Origin of the sequence: Aquiluna sp. Uisw_065 (assembly GCF_047731275.1) — a bacterium.
Lineage (GTDB): Bacteria > Actinomycetota > Actinomycetes > Actinomycetales > Microbacteriaceae > Aquiluna.
Window position 1 is genome coordinate 1 of record NZ_CP159836.1, and the last position, 19716, is coordinate 19716.

Here is a 19716-nt window from a genome sequence, read left to right on the forward strand (position 1 = left end):
TTCGACAAGTTTTCCACAGGCATTGAGGGTTTATACACAGGTCTAACTATCTGTGCAGAAATCTGTGCATAAGTATGTTAAGAACCTAAAGGAGCCCCAGATGGCCGACGTTGCCCTCACTAGTATGTGGAGCGACCTCGTATCTAAAATTGCATCAGACCCTAGGGTTACGCCCCACCTAAAAGGCCACCTAGATCTTGCGGTTCCAAAAGGCGTCCTGGATGACACCCTCTACCTAGAAGTACCAAACGAGACAACACGTTCAATGCTTCAGCAGCGACTCAAGGAGTTGCTTCTAGATGCGCTAGGCGACGTGGCCGAATTTGGGGGCCCGACATCATTCCTAATAATCACCAACGAAGAGCTCCAAACTCCAACCCGCATTGAATTAGCCGTGGAGCCCGAGCCGCCGGTAATCGATCGTGATCCAGCCACTGGTCCAGTTCCAATAACCGGCTCATCCGGACTTAATCCGAAATATAGTTTCGACAACTTTGTCACTGGCGGCTCAAACAGGTTCGCGCACGCCGCGGCCTTCGCCGTTGCTGAGGCACCCGCCGAGGCCTACAACCCGCTATTCATCTACGGATCAAGCGGCTTAGGCAAGACGCACCTGCTGCATGCCATCGGCCACTACGCAATGCACCTGAAGCCAAGAACCAAAGTTCGTTATGTCTCGAGCGAAGAATTCACAAATGACTTTATAAACGCAATCCAAAACAACAAAACCTCAGATTTCCAGGCGCAGTATCGCGATGTTGATATTTTGCTAGTGGATGACATTCAATTCCTCCAAGGTAAGGACCAGACTCAAGAAGCTTTTTTCCATACCTTCAATAATTTGCACGACCACAACAAGCAGGTGGTCATTACTTCAGACCTCCGCCCCAAGCAACTCGCAGGGTTCGAGGAGAGAATGCTCTCTCGCTTCGAATGGGGCCTCATCACGGACATCCAAGCCCCCGAGTTTGAGACACGAGTTGCTATCTTGCGTAAAAAGGCAGCTTTGGAGAGGATTCCGGTTCCGGACGATGTAATCGAGTACATGGCAACCAGAATTTCGTCCAATATCAGAGAGCTCGAAGGCACCCTAATCCGAGTCACAGCCTTCGCCAACCTAAACCGACAACCGCTCGACATGGACCTAGTGCAGACGGTCCTAAAGGACACCTACTCAGTGTCCGACGACACTCGAATAAGCCCATTAGAGATAATCGCGGCAACCTCGACATACTTTAAAATAACGCAAGAACAACTCACGGGATCTGGACGACAAGCCGCAATTGCGCTGGCCAGGCAAATAGCTATGCACATCTGCCGTGAACTAACAGACCTTTCACTACCCAAAATAGGCACTCATTTTGGTAATCGCGATCACACAACAGTCATGTACGCAACGAAGAAAATTAGCTCCGAAATGCGAGAGAAACGTTATATCTACAATCAGGTATCGGAAATCATTCAAAAAATAAAAGACAACCACAAATAGTTTTAAAAGAAGCCTGTGGATAACTCCGAAAATAATGTGGAGAAGTCGAGTACATTCCCCTATAAATCACTTCAATTTGTTCACAAATCTAAAACAATCCACAACTAGATGACTTATCCACAGGCTTATCCACAGAACTGTGTACAACTTACAACGATGTAGTTCTCAATTAACAAGAGCCCGACAGGGACTTATCCACTTTTACACAGCAGGTTATTAGTGATTATTAAAGATATTAAATAATTAATAATTCCACCCTCCCTCGCGAGGTTGTGACTCTCGCGAAGTCTTGTGCCAAGATAAAACCCAATCAACTAGAAGGCCACCATGAAATTTCAAGCCGATCGCGAAGTACTAAGTGATGCTGTTTCCTTTCTAGTGCGTCTTTTATCACCCCGGCCGCAGCTCCCACAGTTGTCGGGCGTCATGATAGAAGCAGATGGTAACGAAGTGCGGTTATCAATTTTCGACTATGAAGTTGCCGCAAGAGTGAAAATTGCAGCTGCTGTCGACATGCCCGGAAAAGTTCTTGTTCAAGCGCGATTGCTCTCCGAGATACTAAGCAAACTTCCGTCCGCATCCGTTGCAATACAACTTGATGAATCAAGGCTTCAGGTCAATTCGGGCTCTAGTAAATTCTCCTTATCCTCAATGTCAACAACCGACTATCCGGATACTCCTGTCTTTCCAATCGCCACAGGCAAAGTGTCGGCCGGTGAATTCACCAATGGTGTATCGAAGGTTGCAGTGGCGGCTTCTCGGGAGGAGATAACCCCCGTTCTGACGGCTGTGATGATAACCGCAAGCGCCAAAGAATTGACAATGGTGTCTACGGATCGATTCAGGGTAGCCGTGAAGGTGCTTCCTTGGAACGGCAAGTCGGTGGAACGGCAAGTTTTGATACCTGCGAGGGTCCTAAGCGAGATTTCAAAGACTTTTAGCCACGATAGTGAACTAGAGCTTGGCTTCGGCGAGGGCGAGAAGGACATGATTGGTTTTTCAAGTGGCAATAAGTCGGTCTCCACTGCCACCATCAAAGGTAAATATCCCGCAGTACTGCAGCTGTTCCCTGAGGAAACGGCCAGCTTTGCGATCCTCAGCAGACAGGACCTATTGGACGCAACAAGAAGGGTTGCCCTCGTGGTGGACCGGGAAAAGCCTTTGCGGTACAAGTTCACTGAAAACGAATTGTCCCTTGAGTCAATAGGTTCCGATGTAGCCGATGCCTCGGAGCAAATCTCGTGCTCAATGAAGGGGGAGGAGACACTAGTTTCCCTACGGCCCCAATTTTTGACCGACGCATTGACGGGCCTCGATGTCGAGAACGTAAAAATAGGATTTACGGTAAACCCGAACAATCCAAATAAGCCTGGTCCGGTACTCATAAGCCCAGTCGATCCAAAAGATGGCGACAAAGACTTTAAATACCTACTACAGCCAAATCTTCTAGTTTCTTAGGCAAAGGACTCGGCACTTGTGGCTCAAGTCTCTGCAACTGGCTAACTTTCGGAATTACTCGCAGCTAAGCGTTGATTTCACAGCCGGTCAGGTCTTGCTCTACGGCCAGAACGGCGAGGGGAAAACAAATCTCGTCGAGGCGGTCAGCTATTTATCCTCTCTCGAGTCACATCGGGTTAGTGGCTATCAGTCATTAATACAAAAGGACCACGCCACGGCACAGTTATCTGGGAAGGTGAACCACAACTCGCGCGAGCTCCTAGTTGGAATCGAGCTAAACAGGGACACAAGTAACAGGTATTTTCTAAACGGATCCGCCAGGAAGAAAACCTCAGAAATTCTAGGTTTAGTCAGAACAGTTTCCTTCGCCCCGGAGGATCTAGACCTAATAAGGCGAGACCCTAGTGACAGGAGAAAATTCTTAGACAACTCCCTCGTGCAGCTGAAACCACGTTTGTCCGGCGTGAAAGCAGACTACGAACGTGTGCTGAAGCAACGAAACGCCCTTTTAAAATCCGCAAGGGGTGTAAAGAATCCTGAACTTTCCACTCTAGAAATTTGGGACGACCAACTGGTCGCATTGGGCACCGAACTCGCCGCGGAGCGACTTGAGCTGGTGACGGCGCTTTCACCGCTCTTACAGACTTTTTACACTGCCCTCAGTGATTCACGCGATGTTATTAGCTTGCGGGTGGTTTCAGCAGTGGGGAGCGATGACAGCGAGAAGTGGACGGACATCGAAAGTGATCCAAAAGTTTATTCTCAATTGTTCTACGAACGCCTTGATGCGCTGCGAAAAAAGGAGCTCGAGCGTGGCATCACCTTGGCCGGACCTCACAGGGATGAACTACTAATAGATAAAGCCGGATTACTCGCAAGAACCCACGCTTCCCAGGGTGAGGCTTGGTCCTTGGCCCTGGGACTAAAACTCGCTCTAGGGGATGTTTCACGAAAAACGAGCAACAACGGGGATCCGATCTTGCTTCTAGATGATGTGTTTGCAGTGTTGGATAAAGGCAGGCGGGAACGTCTAGTCGAATTCGTCACAGATTATGAGCAGGTAATAATTACCGCCGCAGATGAGACCATGGCGCCGAATCTTGATTGGTCCAGCAAAATGAACGTATCGGGGGGTTTTGTCAGTGCCTAATATTTTCTTTGAAGTTGCTGATGGCTTTTTTCAAAGCTTTCTTGCAAACTCGCATGGAATGAAGTCGAAGGACCAGAAGCTCCGGGAGAAAAACCAGACGCGTGGTACGCAGCCGTTTGATCCTGGTCGCGACCTAGTGACCGCCAGCCAGAGCTTGGAACATCTGTTTGGAGAATTCAACTGGACTGCGGATCTTGAGAAGGCGTCACTGTTTGCGGATTGGGATCTAGTTGTGGGCCCGGAGAGTGCAAACGCCTCCTTCCCCGAAGAGCTGAAGGGCACGCAACTAATTGTTCGCTGCAAGTCAACGGCCTGGGCTACTCAAATGCGCCTATTGGAGACTCAGGTTTTGAAGAAGTTAGCGGATGTTCATCCAAAACTTGTTGTAGATGAAGTCATGTTTATCGGTCCGAACGCACCGAGTTGGAAGAAGGGTCCCAGATCGGTTCCTGGACGGGGTCCACGTGACACCTACGGGTGATAACCATATGCACTGCTTTTTCTGCCCTCTGGACTAGACTAGAGGGGTTAGCAAACCTGAATCTAAGTCGGTCCTAGACCGCGTTTACGTGGAGCTAACTCAAACGGGAAGTAGTTGAATATGTCAGAGCCAACTAGCCACTACGACGCCGGAGACATTCAAGTCCTTGAAGGACTCGAGGCTGTTCGTAAACGACCGGGAATGTATATCGGCTCCACAGGCCCTCGTGGTCTGCATCACTTAGTTTATGAAATTGTCGACAACTCAGTTGACGAGGCTCTCGCCGGCCACTGTGACAACATCGACGTTGTCATCACCAAGGCCGGAAACATAAAGGTTTCCGACAACGGTAGAGGTATCCCGGTTGATATGCACCCGGTGGAAAAAAGACCCGCCGTTGAGGTCGTTTTGACTGTTCTGCACGCCGGTGGAAAATTTGGCGGCGGCGGGTATGCCGTCTCTGGTGGTCTTCACGGTGTTGGTGCTTCGGTTGTTAACGCACTGTCATCAACGCTTTCGGTTGAGGTGCACCGCGACGGTCACATTTGGCGCCAGGGCTATTCAATTGGTGTCCCAGACGCCCCGCTAGCCAAAGGCGAAAAAACCGACCGCACCGGCACAACGATTGAGTTTTCACCTAGCGCGGACATCTTTGAAACCGTCGACTACGACTACGAGACCTTACGTCAACGCTTTCAGCAGATGTGCTTCTTGAACAAGGGCTTGCAGATAAACCTTTTGGACGAGCGCGATGGACGAAAAGATAACTATTGCTACGAGCGGGGTCTTGCCGACTACGTGGAGTATCTGAACTCAGCTAAAAAGGTAGAAACAATTCACGACGAGATTATTTCTATCGAAACCGAAACCAAAGAAAAAACGATTTCCGTTGAAATCGCAATGCAGTGGACTACCGGATACAACGAGGGTGTCCATACCTACGCGAACACGATTAATACCCACGAAGGCGGTACTCACGAAGAGGGGTTCCGCACTGCCCTAACTTCTTTGCTAAATAAATACGCCCGGGACAAGTCGCTTCTCAAGGAAAAAGACGACAACCTAACCGGTGACGACGTTCGTGAAGGTTTGACAGCAGTTGTTTCCTTGAAGCTGACTGAGCCACAGTTTGAGGGACAGACCAAGACCAAACTTGGCAACACCGAAGCCAAAGCCTTCGTTCAAAAAGTTGTGAACGACCAGCTTGGAGATTGGCTAGCCCGCAATCCCGTTCAAGCCAAAGAGATTGTTCGCAAGGCCATCCAGGCTGCCAGCGCAAGAATGGCGGCAAGAAAGGCTCGCGAGGCAACCAGGCGCAAGGGCTTACTTGAGTCTGGCGGAATGCCTGGAAAGCTAAGGGATTGCTCATCGAGAGATCCGGTTGTCTCCGAGATTTATATTGTTGAGGGTGACTCGGCCGGCGGTTCAGCGGTTCGAGGCAGAGACCCTGAGACTCAGGCGATTCTTCCTCTCCGAGGCAAGATCTTGAACGTTGAAAAGGCAAGACTAGATCGAGCCTTAGCAAACACCGAAGTTCAGGCATTGATTACTGCCTTTGGTACCGGAATTGGCGAAGAATTTGATGTCACCAAGATCCGCTACCACAAGTGCATTTTGATGGCCGACGCGGATGTGGATGGTCAGCACATCAGGACCCTGTTGTTGACGCTTTTGTTTAGGTACATGCGTCCATTGATCGAACACGGCTACGTGTACATGGCTCAGCCACCATTGTTCAAGCTCAAGTGGTCTAACGCTCCCCACGAATATGTTTATTCGGACGAAGAGCGAGACCGAAGGTTGCAAGAGGGGCAAGCCGCCGGCCGGAGGATTCCAAAGGAAAACGCCATCCAGCGCTACAAGGGCCTTGGAGAGATGGACTACGACGAGCTTTGGGAAACCACAATGAACCCAGCCACCAGAACTTTGCTTCAAGTGACCCTGGATGACGGAGCACTAGCTGACGAAGTGTTTTCAACCTTGATGGGCGAAGACGTTGAGAGCCGAAGAAACTTTATCCAGCGGAACGCCAAAGACGTCCGATTCTTGGACATCTAGGTAGGAGAGAAAAATGTCAGAAGGCCAGATGGACAAAATAGAGCAAATCGACCTAAAGGTCGAAATGCAACGAAGCTACCTCGACTACGCGATGAGCGTTATCGTCGGGCGAGCGCTTCCGGACGTGAGGGACGGGCTAAAGCCGGTTCACCGTCGCGTTCTCTACGCGATGTATGACGGTGGTTACCGACCAGACAAGCAGTTCTCAAAGTGTTCGCGTGTAGTGGGCGATGTCATGGGTCAATATCACCCTCACGGCGACACAGCTATCTACGACACCTTGGTTCGGTTGGTCCAGGACTGGAATCTTCGTTATCCGCTTGTATCGGGACAAGGCAACTTCGGTTCCCCCGGAAATGACCCGGCTGCCGCGCCAAGATACACCGAGTGCAAGATGGCGCCGTTGGCGATGGAGATGGTACGCGACATCGACGAAGACACCGTTGACTTCCAAGACAACTACGACGGTCGCACCCAAGAGCCGACTATTTTGCCGGCCAGGTTCCCAAACCTCTTGGTTAATGGATCAATCGGTATTGCGGTTGGAATGGCAACAAACATTCCTCCGCACAACCTCAGAGAAGTATCAGAGGCAGCGCAGTTTGTTCTTGCTAACCCTGAAATCGAGGGCGAAGCTCTAATTGAAGAGCTAATCAAAATTGTTAGGGGTCCAGACTTTCCAACCGGTGCCCAGATTCTTGGTCGCCGCGGCATTGAGGATGCCTATCGAACCGGCCGTGGCTCAATAACAATGCGTGCTGTTGTAAACGTCGAAGAGGTTCAGAACCGAACCTGCCTAGTTGTTACTGAACTTCCTTATCAAGTAAACCCAGATAACTTGGCACTGAAGATCGCAGAGCTAACCAAAGAGGGGAAACTCACAGGCATCGCGGACATTCGCGATGAAACATCCGGTAGAACTGGTCAGCGACTCGTAATTGTCCTGAAGCGCGACGCGGTTGCAAGAGTTGTGCTGAATAACCTCTATAAGTACACCCAGTTGCAGGACAACTTCGGTGCCAACATGCTTGCGCTTGTTGATGGCATCCCTAGGACGCTGTCGATTGATGGCTTTATTACCAATTGGGTGACCCACCAGATCGACATCATTGTCAGAAGAACTCAGTTCAGGCTGCGTAAGGCAGAAGAGCGTGCTCACATCCTTCGCGGTTACCTGAAGGCCCTTGACTCGCTTGACGATGTAATCGCGTTGATTCGCAAGAGCGCGACCGTGGAAGATGCTCGCGATGGACTAATCAAGCTACTGACGATCGATGAACTGCAAGCCCGTGCGATCTTGAACATGCAATTGCGTCAACTGGCGGCGCTCGAGCGCCAGAAAATTATCGATGAGGCCGCGGAGCTCGAAATTCAGATAACTGAGTTTCAGCGCATCATCGGAGACGAAAAAGCCCAACGCGACATCGTGTCTAGTGAGTTAGCTGAAATTACGAACAAGTATGGCGATGAGCGTCGCTCAGAGATAATGCTTGGTTACGACGGCGACGTCAGCATAGAAGACCTAATTCCCGAAGAGGAAATGGTGGTTACGCTAACTCAAGGTGGCTACATCAAGCGAACCAGAAGCGATAACTATCGTGTGCAACACCGCGGTGGCAGGGGCGTTAAGGGGGCAAGCCTTCGAGCCGACGATGTGGTTCAGAACTTTATTGTTTCTACCACTCACCACTGGTTGATGTTCTTCACCAACACCGGACGGGTTTATCGGTCCAAGGTCTACGAGGTCCAAGAGTCTGGTCGTGATTCAAAGGGTCAGCACGTTGCGAATCTCTTAGCCTTACAGCCAGAGGAATACGTAGTGAAGGTGCTGGATCTTAAGGACTATCAGCAGGAGCCGTATTTGGTCATGGCCACCAAGAGTGGACTTGTCAAAAAGACGGCTCTGGAGCTTTATGACACCGCTAGAACTGGTGGCATCATCGCAATAAAGCTCCGCGAGGGCGATGAACTTATTAACGCAATGTTGGTGAGCGAAGAGAACGATGTGCTTTTGGTTAGTCGTAAAGGTATGTCCATAAGGTTCTCCGCGGCTAACGATTCGATGCGTCCAATGGGTCGTGACACCTCCGGGGTCATTGGTATGGCCTTTAGAAAGGGCGACCAGCTGTTGTCAGCCTCGGTCATTGGAGAGTCTGGCTTCGTCTTTGTTGTAACCGAGGGCGGTTATGCCAAGCGCACCGCTGCGGATCAGTACCGAGTTCAGAAACGTGGCGGCATTGGTATTAAGGTGGCCAAACTTGATGAGAAGCGCGGCGACCTAATCGGAGCACTGATGGTCGATGAAACCGACGAGGTTCTAGCGGTATTGTCCTCTGGCAAGGTAATCAGGAGCTCGGCTAACGAGGTTCCAGCAAAGGGCCGCGACACTATGGGCGTAGTTTTTGCTAGGTTTGACCAGAGCGACTCAGTTCTGTCGATTGCCAGAAATGCCGAGCGCAACCTAGAAACTAACGACGAACCAGAAACTGAAGGAGCGGCCGTTGACATCGCTGTTCAGCCGGAATAAAACTCCTAAGGAACCCAAGAAACAAATTCGTCTCAAGCTACGAGGCGTAGATGTTTGGTCAGCTGTAAAAGTCGGATTCCTTATTTCCATCGCGAGCTCAATCGCACTGGTTGTCGGGGCGTGGTTGATCTGGTCCGTCCTTGCCAACTCGGGGATTTTCTCCTCAATCGGTGGCCTGCTGGGATCTGTGCTCGGCGATGGCAGCAATGTGAACCTAGAGGATGATTTTTCTTTTTCTAATGTCATGACCACGGCAACGACGCTTGCACTGCTAAATGTCGTGTTAACTACTGCCCTCTGGGCAGTCTGGGCGGTAATTTTTAACCTAATTTCTAAGCTGGTAGGTGGGCTAGCGCTCACTTTCACCAACAACTAGAGATCTAGGGTTTGTGGCAGGTGTTTTTTTCTAGTAGCATCATCTTGCTCGACGGGCCTATAGCTCAGGTGGTTAGAGCGCTTCACTGATAATGAAGAGGTCGGAGGTTCAAGTCCTCCTAGGCCCACGGTGAGCACTTTCCGCCAGGGAATGCTCGCTATGGGGACTTAGCTCAGTTGGTAGAGCACCTGCTTTGCAAGCAGGGGGTCAGGGGTTCGACCCCCCTAGTCTCCACAAAGTAGAAAGACCCGTCAGAAATGGCGGGTCTTTTTGTTTCTCCTCTCCGTGCCTCTCGCAGAAATTGTCCTAAACCTGTAACTCACGTCTAATGCGTCACTGGACGATTATCTGTGCCACCACGGATGTCGCCATTCACACAACGCCGACCTGTTACTCGATACTCGGTCTATGACTCCTGATATGAACCTCCCACTTCGCTCTAGCGAGAGACTTGAGACGTTCAAAAGAGGGCTCGCACACCCAGCGCACTCAGAACTCATCGCCGAGCATTTGGGGTCAGTTAGTCTCGAGAGCATTCGCTATTGATGGCGTTACGCAAGAGCACAGCAGAGTCTCGATGGCCGACTCGATGGCGGGTCTCCTCCTCGGCTTACCCAAACAGCACGGAGCCTGGTCGCTTGCTACGGATGGTTCGCTCGAAGCCTTCCACATTCATGGCGTGACCGATACAAGCATTCACGCTGTCTTGTCATCAGAACGAGCCAAGGACGTATTGGATACAGGCTGGGGAGGGCCCCCATTCTACGCGGACTCTGACACCAAGATCATGTTCTACGCACCTTGTAACGATGAGGAGATTGACATCGTCGCTGGGCTACTTCGCGAGGGCATCGAGTTTGTGAAGAGTTCGCTCGTGAATGCGGGCGCCGCTGGTAAATAGCCCGGTAACGGCTTACTTGGAAAATCGTCTACCTGGATGGCCAGTGGTTAGTTATGCATGAAATGCGAAAAACTGGCAATGTCGAAGTTTGACCCAAACTTGGTTGTTAGACCAACTGGGCTGTAAACGATAACTTTCCAGACTTTCGTGGTCCAAAAGCCACGAAATAGTCTGATTCATAGCTTGACTTCCAACAGGAAGGGCCTTCAACCGTGGAATTGGTTGCGGACACATAACCCCAATAGCGTCGCCTGGGCCTTGTGTTGCTTCACGCTAATTGGCTTTGTCCTCGCCTAGACAATTCCCACTTGGCCCCAAAGCAAAAAGACCCGGGGCCAAGACTTAAAAAGCCTAAGTTTCTAGTTACTTAATTTTTAGAGACTAGGAAATATAGCCCAAAGCACGGCTGCAACCAGCGGAGGGAAAAGCAACACAAGGTTCATTTTCAGTGTGTACTTGGACTCACCTCTGGAAGCATGGGTCAAAATGGCGCCGATCATTGTTAGCGCCAATCCAATAGCCGCCGCCACCGCAAACCAAAGTGCCCACTGAAATCCAACAAAGTAACCAATCACACCTAGAACCAGGCCAGCCACACCGAGGAGTTCCAGCCATGCAATAAGTCGCACGGTGCCTAATGAGATATTTTCGATCCAACCAAATCCGGCATCTAGCAACTTCTGGCGACTGGCTCCAGCCTTAAACATGCCGGCCTTGAAAAATGCAAAAGCCGTGAAGGCCGATGCGGCTGCGGCAATTATGCCGATGACTAAGTTCATTTGTGATCTCCTCTAATAAAATATACAAGTCTAGGGTCCCTAGGCGAAGTATGTCTAGCACAGTAGTCTAAAAATATCTACCCAACGTTTAGTCTGGAGTTGGTAGACTTTAGCTATGGAAGTCAAGGCGGAATGTGAGCGAAAGGCCGGTACTTGGCGTGTTCGAGTTCCGGAGTTGGACAATCTGCTGATTTCCTCAAAGCGTCTTGACCTTGCCACCGAGCAAATCAAGGATTTGGTTCACGAGTACCGGGGCGTTGATCGCTGTAGGGTCGTTGTGAAAATAGAAACCAAAATGCCTGGCATTATTTGTGACTTGGAGAATGCTCAGGCCAAGATGCGAGAAGCAAACCGACTGCAGGAAGAGTCTTCCCGAGAAGTTCGGGAAGTTGTGGCGAGACTCAGGACTGAGGGGTTGAGCATGCGTGATATTGGAGTTCTACTCCAAATTTCGCCCCAGCGAGTGGCGCAGCTCACTTAAAACCCCCTTCGTAACCAACATGTCAGTCTCGACGAAAATTACACCAGATGCTCGCGGTCCTTGGACGAAAAATTAAATCTGACTTATAGTCCGATGTTGAAAACCTAGGTCTAAACCATTGGACTGGTCCGGCACACAGACCCCTCTGGTCTCAGGAAAACAGAAAGAACTGCCACGGGCGGTTCTTTTTTCTCACCCCTGCACCTGTTTACAATTACGTATGAATTTTTTAAGGGGCAAGGCTTTAGGCCCCGTTGCACTTTTAGCAGTTGTGCTTGTAGCCGTGGCGGCATATTTTTTCCAGCCGTGGAAGCTGTTTGTTGACACGGAAGTTCAAGAAGCCATTCCAACGGTATATCCAACCCCATCAGAAAACTCGACGGCTTCGCCTCGGGAGACCGAGACACCTCAGGAGACGGTCCAATTTCCGCTCGTTCTAGCGCAAGGTGTTTTGGTTTCTCACGAGCATCAAACCTCGGGGAAAGTAAAGATTCTGCAGTTGGACGATGGCAGCAGAGTGCTTAGGCTTGAAAATCTAGATACCAGTGACGGACCAAGGGTCGAAGTTTGGCTAACTGATGCACCTGTTATCGAGGGCCAAGAGGGTTGGCGGGTATTTGATGATGGAAAGTACATCAGCCTGGGCGCGATGAAGGGGAACCAGGGGAATCAGAATTATGAGATTCCCACCGACCTGGATCTTTCAGATGCCTCTTCGATCTCGTTGTGGTGTGTGACTTTTAGCGTTTCGTTCGGCGCGGCTGAGCTGGTACCAACCTCGTAGTTCTGGTGTTTGCACGTGGAAAGCGTTAGTCAAGAATCAGGCAGCTAGACTTTTTAGTATGAGTAATAAGTGGATACTGCTCGCGTACGCCGCTCTGTTCTTTGGAATCGTCTCTACTTACGACTCCTATGCGGATAACACCTATCTGGTTGCGCTTGCCGGGATAACCATCAGCGTCGCGGGTGTTGGAGCTTGGTTGTGGTCTGTTCAACCCAAAAGAGACAAGGGCTAGCCTTTGTCGTCAGAGATATAATCATTAAACACTTCAGCCAGGGATATCTCCCTGGCTGAAGTTCAGTTCGTTTTCGGTTTTTAGCCAAGCAGCGCTTCTACGTCAACTCCTGGTGGGAGGATGACTGCGTCGATGACATGGATCACTCCATTGGAGGCCATTATGTCGGTAGCTGTGACGTTCGCAGTGCCGTTGATTACAACGCCATTGGATGTGTCAACCGCAAAGGTCGAACCTTCAACTGTTGTTACGTCTCCGGTCATAACGTCGGCCGCATAAACCTCACCGGCCACAACGTGGTAAGTCAGGATTGATTGAAGGACGGCTAGGTTCTCAGGTAGAAGTAGTGCGTCTAGAAGACCGGCTGGTAGTGCCGCAAAGGCCTCATCAGTTGGTGCAAAGACGGTGAACGGACCTTCACCCTGAAGGGTGGTGACCAAGTCGGCTGCGCCAAGTGCGGCGGCCAGGGTTGTAAAGGTTCCAGCTCCAACCGCTACCTCGACAATGTTTCCAAGGGCTTCTTCGGTCATGGTTCCATCGACCTGAGCTTCTTCCATCGTTTCTGCTGGCTCTGCAACCTCATCTGCGGGTGCGCAGCCGGTCAGCACTAGAGCTGCAACTGCGATTCCAGCTAGGGCGGTAAGTCTGTTCTTTCTCATCGTTCCTCTTTTTTTCGGTGTTCCGCGAATGCGTTCCGAGTGTCCCGAGACGCAATAGAAGATTAACAAGCCAAAATTTGAGTTCCGTGGGAGGACCGTGGCAATTGACTGTGGAACTTCTAGGAAAAGACTGACAAAGTCGTCCCAGCGATTTCCCGAGGCATGGCCTTGGTCGGACGAATAAAAAAGGCGAATCCGGCTGTCGACAGATTGCTTGACTTTCAAGCCTCATTAAATAGAAAAGCCAGGGAACAATCCCTGGCTTTTCTATTGTGACTTAGTTACAAATTACGCAAGCAATGCTGCTGCGTCGACGCCTGCTGGAACAAGTACTGCGTCGATTACGTGGATAACACCGTTAGAAGCTGCGATGTCGGTTGCGGTTACCTTGGCGGTGCCATTGATAACTACGCCGTCAGAAGTGTCAACGGCCATTGTTGAGCCCTCGACTGTTGGAACATCACCGGTGGTGACGTCTGCGGCATGAACCTGACCGGACACTACGTGGTAGGTCAGGATTGACTTTAGGGCGTCTACGTTTTCTGGTAGCAATAGTGCTGCTACTAGACCCTCTGGAAGGGCCGCAAAGGCGTCGTCGGTTGGTGCGAAGACTGTGAACGGTCCTTCGCTCTGCAGGGTTGCTACTAGGTCAGCTGCTCCCAGTGCTGCTGCAAGAGTGGTGAAAGTTCCTGCTTCGACTGCTACTTCAACTATGTTCTTGTCTGTCATAATTTCCTCAATGTTTCGATCTGAATGGAATACGGAACGAAGGTCTCGGGACGTATATCTAATGCAACAGACAACCACGACTAACATTCCGTCGTTTAGCTGTTGTTCACACTGGGCGTATAACTGGCGCTAAAGTTTTTTGGGGCTGAGAAGCAAGTCATTTATCGGGAGCCGTTCTGCGTGCCAGCCATTGATGGGGTGATCGGATGGATATCCGATCGACATTCCGCAAACCAATGCGTAGTCATCGCTAACTTCAAATTCAGAGCGAATAATGTCAGGGTGTCCACCTAGATAGCCCTGCGCACAAGTACCCAGTCCTTTTGCGTTAGCAGCTAGCATCACGTTTTCCATAAACAGTCCAAGATCAAGCGTTCCAAACTGGTCTAGGCCGCGGTGGGTGAAAAAGAACAGCGCGGTTGGTGCGCCAAAAAACTCGTAGTTTCGCTCTAGGAAGCTAAATCTCGCGGCCGCGTCTTTCCGGTCTATGCCTAGAGTTTCGTAAATGCCCTTACCAACGGCCTGGCTTCGTTCCACAAGCCCCTTTGGGTAGGGAACCTCGTGCGTGAAGTCTGGTTTGGCTCCTAGGTTTGGAAGCTCCGTCGACTCACGCAACCTAGTAATCAGGCGCCGACTTATTCGATCGCGCTGCTCACCCTCTGCAACCGCCACGACAAAAGGCCTGGTGTTCGACCAGCTCGGTGCGGTGAGGCCATCGGTGAGAATGTCGGTTAGAACACCAGGTTCGATGGGCGAGTCCAGGAAGTCTCTGGTTGATCGTCTGGACTGGGTTAGTTGTTTCCAGTTTTCATAGCTAAGCATCCTTGAATGCTATGCGAGTTCTGGATTAGCTGCTGACTTGGGCCCAGCTAGGCTTCGGATAATGAACATGGGACAGAGGGTTTTACTTAGGACGCTCGGTGTGACCACATCGATGTCAGTTTTGTTGATCCTTTATTACAACCTCTCGCCAAATTATGTCAACGATGAAGGCTTTCTAGTAGAAGAGTTTTGGGCCCTTGGGCTAGCTACCCTTGGACTGAGTGGCTCTTTCTTGGGGCTGTTTTTCTTGGTTTCTTGGCTTTGGGTTTCCAGCCGCAAAGCACATAAGTCTTCCAACCGATAACTGCAATCGTTTGAGATAATTGGCCAATGGAAGATCTAGCCGCACTAGTTGCAACCATCCTTGTTCTATTAGGTGGCGTGGCGCTAATCAACATACTGTTAGCCGCTTTGTCGAGGCGCAAAAAGCTAAAGCCCTGGATAGCAATGGTTTTTAATGCCCTAACTGGGTTCGCGGCTATTTTCGGCATCAGCATTAGTTGGGCTCTTGGCATAGTTCCGCTAATGGGCCTAATCGTCGGCTCGATAATACTTACTTGGCCAAACAGAAAACGCCGTTAAGAATTTTGCATGACGCTTGTCAATAAAAAAACTTAGCGCGGGCGAACGTAGAAGTCTTCTGCGGTAGTTGCTCCGGATATTGGCGTAATCAGTCGAATAGCGTCTAATGTTTGAGCCATGTCGACGATGACCAGAATTACCCTAGAAACCCAAGGCCACGTTTTACTCATTGGCCTGAATCGCCCTGAGAAGCTGAACGCCGCGGACGAGCAGATGCTCCACGAATTGTCACTCGCTTACGGCCAGCTAGATACCGATACCAATCTAAGAGTCGGTTTGGTCTTCGCCCACGGCGACCACTTCACTGCTGGTCTCGATCTGCAAGATGTTGGGCCAAAGCTTGCCGCAGGCAAGCTCCAAATGGTTCCGGAGGGTGGGCTAGACCCCTGGGGAATCACCACTGAACAAGTTTCAAAGCCAGTGGTTATGGCAACCAGGGGGACCTGCTTCACTCTTGGAGTGGAATTAGCTTTGGCAAGCGATGTTGTAATTGCGGCAACTGACTCAAGGTTTGCTCAGCTAGAAGTTAGTCGGGGCATCATGCCTTTTGGCGGAGGAACCATAAGGTTTCCGGCAGTCGCTGGACACGCAAACGCCATGCGTTACTTACTAACTGGAGACAGCTTTGATGCACAGCAGGCTCTAGCCATGCACTTAGTTACTCAAGTGTGCGAACCCGGTCAAGAATTTGAGACAGCTCTGGAAATCGCGAAGCGAGTTGCAAGTCAGGCGCCGCTGGCTGTGCAGGAGACACTTGCGTCTGCAAGAGCAATAGATTCGGAGCAAGAAAAAAAGCAGGTGTTTCAGCGACTGGCCTCTTTGATGCAGACGAAGGACGTTGCAAGAGGCATGCAGGCGTTCATGACCAAGCAGCCCGCCAACTTCGAGGGCAATTAGTTTTTGTTAGTTATAAATCAAAAGCCCATGCCGTTTTTGTAGGAAAGCTCTAAATAAGCAAACCTCGAAATGATGCGGATTGTACGCAGTCACAAAGTTTCTAAACACCCCTTGGCGAGAATGCAATTCTGTCCTTTACTAGAAGTCGAGGTGAGAAATGAATATCAATGAGGACATTCAACTAGACGTCGAGGCAACCGGGGAAAGAATCCTTGGCAGGTGGGCGGACGTTCGTCGCCATACCCGTTCGGTGATAGAAGACCACAAGCTTTACAAACAAGAGGGCCAGCCAATGGCTGAGCATCGAGAGACAGTTCTCAAGCAGCTTCGGACCCTGGTAGACGCCGGAGCAACGCAGCACGGTTTCCAGTCAGAGTTCGGTGGAACCATGAATCCTGGAGCCTCGCTTTCCAGCTTCGAAGAGCTGCTTTTTGCCGATCCTTCGTTACAGATTAAATACGGCGTTCAGTACGGATTGTTCAGCTCTGCGATTTTGTATCTAGGAACCGAATATCACCACAAGACCTTTTTAGGCAGCGCCGTCAGTACTGAAACTGTTGGGGCCTTCGCAATGACCGAGACTGGCCACGGCTCGGACGTGGCATCGATTGGTACAACTGCCACCTACGACTCCGACACTAAAGAGTTTGTTATCCACACACCGGATCGACACAGCTACAAGGACTACTTGGGAAATGCAGCACTCCACGGTCACGCGGCGGTTGTGTTTGCACAGCTTTACACCGGCGGTGAAAAGCATGGAGTCCACGCCTTCTTCGTCCCAATTCGTAAACGCGGCAAGCTCTTGCCTGGGGTCGGCAGCGAAGATGACGGTCTAAAGGGCGGTCTAAACGGAATTGACAACGGGAGATTGTATTTCGATAGCGTCAGAGTTCCACGGACAAACCTTCTAAATCGATACGCAGATGTAAGCGAAGACGGTGTTTACACCTCGGTTATCGAATCTTCCGGAAGAAGATTCTTTACTCAGCTTGGCGCCTTGGTACAAGGAAGAGTTTCTCTCACCGGCGGTGTCGTGAACGCCCAGAAGCTCGCTCTAGACATTGCCATCAGATACTCGCTTGAGCGCAAACAGTTTCCAGGACCAGACGGTGAAGAAAAAACCATTATGGATTACGGACGTCACCAGCGCAGGCTCTTGCCGCTTTTGGCTAGAACCTATGCACAAGTCTTCACCCACCAGGAACTTCTTGATCAGTTCCACGCTGTCTTTACTGGTGAAAACGACACCGATGAGTCGAGACAGGATCTTGAAACCGTAGCAGCAGCCTCCAAGGCACTTAGTTCTTGGTACGCGTTAGAAACCGTGCAAGAGTGCCGAGAGGCATGCGGTGGCCAGGGCTTTATGGCCGAACACCGATTGACGGGACTCAGAGCAGACCTCGATGTTTATGTGACTTTTGAAGGCGACAATAATGTCATGCTTCAGCTTGTGGCCAAGCGCCTCTTGGGCGACTATGCAAAAGCTCTCAAGTCACCAGATTTCGGGACGCTTGCAAGTTATGTTGCCGGTCAAGTCGGCGAAGCGACAATTAATCGCGGTGGCCTAAGGGGTCTCGCTCAGAAGATGGTTGATTTTGGCTCCACTGCTCGTTCAGTCGGCTACGTCAAGGAAGAAGATTCCCAGCACCAACTTCTAACCGACCGAGTCCACACCATGATTGCAAAGCTTGCAAACAACCTGAAGCACTCGGGTCCCAAAAACGCCCAAAAGCAAGCCGAGCTGTTTAACCGCTATCAGAATGATCTGATTCTTGCGGCAAAAGCACATGGTGAACTGATCCTGTGGGAGGCGTTTACGTCGGCTCTAAAGACAATTGAGGATGAGGGCTCCAAGCAAATTCTGACTTGGCTCAGAGACCTTTATGGTTTCAGCGTCTTAGAAGAAAACTTGTCCTGGTACTTGATCAACGGCCGACTATCTTCCTCGCGGGCCGAAGCAATAACTGAATATATCGACACCAGACTGTTGCCAAGACTAAGGCCTCACGCAGAAAGCCTGGTCGATGCATTCTTGCTGACGCCAGGTTTGGTCCGCACTACTTTGGCGGCGGATGAGAAGGAACGACAAGCAACTCGCTCGCAATTAGTTAGGAAATAATGCAACCTCAAGATGTCTACTTTGTAGACGGAGTCAGAACCCCATTCGGAAAAGCTGGCGAGAAGGGCGTTTACTGGAACACTCGAGCCGATGACCTAATCGTGAAGGCGATGATTGGCCTCTTGGAGCGACATCCAGACCTAGACCGGGCAGCAATCGACGACGTGGCAATTGCAGCCACCACCCAGCAGGGCGATCAGGGCTTAACTATTGGCCGAACCGCCAGCATCTTGGCCGGTCTTCCAGAAAGCGTTCCTGGTTTTGCCATTGATCGGATGTGTGCCGGAGCAATGACCGCTGTAACCACGACGGGAAGCTCGATCGGAATCGGCGCATATGACCTCGTTTTAGCCGGTGGTGTTGAGCACATGGGTCGACACCCAATGGGCTTTGATGCTGACCCAAACCCTAGGTTTCTGTCTGAAAAGCTAGTTAGTCCAGACGCTCTGAACATGGGTTGCACGGCCGAGAAAATTCACGATCGCTTTCCGGCGTTGACAAAAGACAGGGCAGACGCGTTCTCGGTTCTATCCCAGCAAAAGGCGGCCAAGGCCTATAAGAACAACAAAATTCAGCCGGATTTGATATCGGTTTCTGCTGGCAGTGAAGCCGGCTGGTCACTAGTGTCCCAGGATGAGCTCATGCGACCGGAGTCAACGATCGAGGGCATGCAGGGGCTCAAAACCCCTTTCCGTGCTCACGGAAAAGTAACCGCCGGCAACGCCTCTCCACTGACCGACGGCGCGACGGTTGCGCTTTTGGCCGGCGAGAGAGCCTTGGCCAAGCACGGCCTAAAGCCAAAAATGAAGCTCGTTTCCTTTGCTTTTGCGGGCGTAGCGCCTGAGATCATGGGTATCGGCCCGATTCCAGCCACCGAAAAAGCCCTCGAGAAGGCCGGACTGAAAATCGAAGACATCGGCCTGTTTGAAATCAACGAGGCTTTCGCGGTCCAAGTGCTGTCATTTTTAGATCACTTCGGGATTGCAGACGACGACGCACGGGTAAATAAGTATGGCGGAGCAATCGCGTTTGGCCATCCTCTTGCCTCAAGCGGCGTCCGTCTAATGAATCAACTTGCCAAGCAGTTTGAAGAGCACCCAGGGGTTCGCTTTGGCCTCACCACCATGTGCATCGGCCTCGGTATGGGCGGCAGCGTGGTTTGGGAAAACAGTAACTGGAAGGGCTAGGA

20 protein-coding genes and 2 tRNA genes are annotated in these 19716 nt (G+C 50.9%); 18 read left to right on the forward strand and 4 right to left on the reverse strand.

Going from position 1 to position 19716, the window contains the following annotated elements:
- Positions 1-100 precede the first annotated feature (100 nt).
- The 10 genes from dnaA to ABXT50_RS00050 all read left to right on the forward strand — a co-directional run bounded on the left by dnaA (position 101) and on the right by ABXT50_RS00050 (position 10440).
- The gene (dnaA, locus tag ABXT50_RS00005) at positions 101-1489 is read left to right on the forward strand and encodes a chromosomal replication initiator protein DnaA (protein WP_415274148.1); all 1389 of its coding nucleotides are present in this window, start codon (positions 101-103) and stop codon (positions 1487-1489) included.
- Between the two features lie 327 nt (positions 1490-1816).
- Positions 1817-2947, forward strand: coding sequence for a DNA polymerase III subunit beta (dnaN, locus tag ABXT50_RS00010; protein WP_415274149.1), 1131 nt, complete (start codon positions 1817-1819; stop codon positions 2945-2947).
- Positions 2948-2963: 16 nt separating this feature from the next.
- Positions 2964-4097 (forward strand): DNA replication/repair protein RecF, encoded by a 1134-nt coding sequence (gene recF, locus ABXT50_RS00015; protein ID WP_415274150.1) that lies wholly within the window; start codon positions 2964-2966, stop codon positions 4095-4097.
- Positions 4090-4578, forward strand: a complete 489-nt coding sequence (locus tag ABXT50_RS00020; RefSeq protein WP_415274151.1) for a DUF721 domain-containing protein — start codon at positions 4090-4092, stop codon at positions 4576-4578. Before recF ends, ABXT50_RS00020 begins: the two co-directional genes overlap by 8 nt.
- 120 nt (positions 4579-4698) lie before the next feature.
- Positions 4699-6636, forward strand: coding sequence for a DNA topoisomerase (ATP-hydrolyzing) subunit B (gene gyrB / locus ABXT50_RS00025; protein ID WP_415274152.1), 1938 nt, complete (start codon positions 4699-4701; stop codon positions 6634-6636).
- A gap of 13 nt (positions 6637-6649) precedes the next feature.
- A complete protein-coding gene (gyrA, locus tag ABXT50_RS00030) occupies positions 6650-9163 on the forward strand; it encodes a DNA gyrase subunit A (RefSeq protein ID WP_415274153.1) in 2514 nt (837 codons plus the stop codon).
- The gene (locus tag ABXT50_RS00035) at positions 9138-9539 is read left to right on the forward strand and encodes a DUF3566 domain-containing protein (protein ID WP_415274154.1); all 402 of its coding nucleotides are present in this window, start codon (positions 9138-9140) and stop codon (positions 9537-9539) included. The genes gyrA and ABXT50_RS00035 overlap by 26 nt, the downstream gene beginning before the upstream one ends.
- Positions 9540-9592: 53 nt before the next feature.
- Positions 9593-9666: transfer RNA gene (locus tag ABXT50_RS00040), tRNA-Ile, on the forward strand.
- 34 nt (positions 9667-9700) lie between these two features.
- Positions 9701-9773: transfer RNA gene (locus tag ABXT50_RS00045), tRNA-Ala, on the forward strand.
- 217 nt (positions 9774-9990) lie between these two features.
- Positions 9991-10440: a hypothetical protein gene (locus tag ABXT50_RS00050; protein ID WP_415274155.1), complete on the forward strand. Its 450-nt coding sequence runs from the start codon at positions 9991-9993 to the stop codon at positions 10438-10440.
- Between the two features lie 374 nt (positions 10441-10814).
- Here the strand turns inward: ABXT50_RS00050 and ABXT50_RS00055 are convergent, their stop codons facing one another.
- Complete coding sequence (locus ABXT50_RS00055; protein WP_415274156.1) at positions 10815-11219, reverse strand: DoxX family protein; 405 nt, start codon at positions 11217-11219, stop codon at positions 10815-10817.
- A 115-nt stretch (positions 11220-11334) separates the two neighbouring features.
- Here ABXT50_RS00055 and ABXT50_RS00060 point away from each other — a divergent pair, with 115 nt between their 5' ends.
- The 3 genes from ABXT50_RS00060 (at position 11335) to ABXT50_RS00070 (ending at position 12716) form a co-directional block, all read left to right on the forward strand.
- Positions 11335-11700: a hypothetical protein gene (locus ABXT50_RS00060; RefSeq protein WP_415274157.1), complete on the forward strand. Its 366-nt coding sequence runs from the start codon at positions 11335-11337 to the stop codon at positions 11698-11700.
- Between the two features lie 220 nt (positions 11701-11920).
- Positions 11921-12484, forward strand: coding sequence for a DM13 domain-containing protein (locus ABXT50_RS00065; protein WP_415274158.1), 564 nt, complete (start codon positions 11921-11923; stop codon positions 12482-12484).
- A 58-nt stretch (positions 12485-12542) separates the two neighbouring features.
- Entirely contained in the window at positions 12543-12716 is a 174-nt protein-coding gene (locus tag ABXT50_RS00070; protein WP_415274159.1) for a hypothetical protein, read from the forward strand.
- 80 nt (positions 12717-12796) lie between these two features.
- Here the strand turns inward: ABXT50_RS00070 and ABXT50_RS00075 are convergent, their stop codons facing one another.
- The 3 genes from ABXT50_RS00075 to ABXT50_RS00085 form a co-directional block, all read right to left on the reverse strand.
- Complete coding sequence (locus tag ABXT50_RS00075) at positions 12797-13375, reverse strand: fasciclin domain-containing protein (RefSeq protein WP_415274160.1); 579 nt, start codon at positions 13373-13375, stop codon at positions 12797-12799.
- A gap of 288 nt (positions 13376-13663) precedes the next feature.
- The gene (locus tag ABXT50_RS00080) at positions 13664-14104 is read right to left on the reverse strand and encodes a fasciclin domain-containing protein (protein WP_415274161.1); all 441 of its coding nucleotides are present in this window, start codon (positions 14102-14104) and stop codon (positions 13664-13666) included.
- Between the two features lie 129 nt (positions 14105-14233).
- Positions 14234-14926, reverse strand: a complete 693-nt coding sequence (locus tag ABXT50_RS00085) for a nitroreductase (RefSeq protein WP_415274162.1) — start codon at positions 14924-14926, stop codon at positions 14234-14236.
- Positions 14927-14987: 61 nt separating this feature from the next.
- Between ABXT50_RS00085 and ABXT50_RS00090 the strand changes: the two genes are divergently transcribed.
- From ABXT50_RS00090 to ABXT50_RS00110, 5 genes are all read left to right on the forward strand, one after another.
- On the forward strand, positions 14988-15230 hold the full coding sequence (locus tag ABXT50_RS00090) for a hypothetical protein (protein ID WP_415274163.1): 243 nt from the start codon (positions 14988-14990) through the stop codon (positions 15228-15230).
- A gap of 26 nt (positions 15231-15256) precedes the next feature.
- Entirely contained in the window at positions 15257-15508 is a 252-nt protein-coding gene (locus ABXT50_RS00095) for a hypothetical protein (protein WP_415274164.1), read from the forward strand.
- Between the two features lie 117 nt (positions 15509-15625).
- Positions 15626-16405: a crotonase/enoyl-CoA hydratase family protein gene (locus ABXT50_RS00100; RefSeq protein WP_415274165.1), complete on the forward strand. Its 780-nt coding sequence runs from the start codon at positions 15626-15628 to the stop codon at positions 16403-16405.
- Between the two features lie 157 nt (positions 16406-16562).
- On the forward strand, positions 16563-18527 hold the full coding sequence (locus ABXT50_RS00105; protein WP_415274166.1) for an acyl-CoA dehydrogenase: 1965 nt from the start codon (positions 16563-16565) through the stop codon (positions 18525-18527).
- Positions 18527-19714 (forward strand): thiolase family protein, encoded by a 1188-nt coding sequence (locus tag ABXT50_RS00110; protein WP_415274167.1) that lies wholly within the window; start codon positions 18527-18529, stop codon positions 19712-19714. Before ABXT50_RS00105 ends, ABXT50_RS00110 begins: the two co-directional genes overlap by 1 nt.
- Positions 19715-19716: the final 2 nt, after the last annotated feature.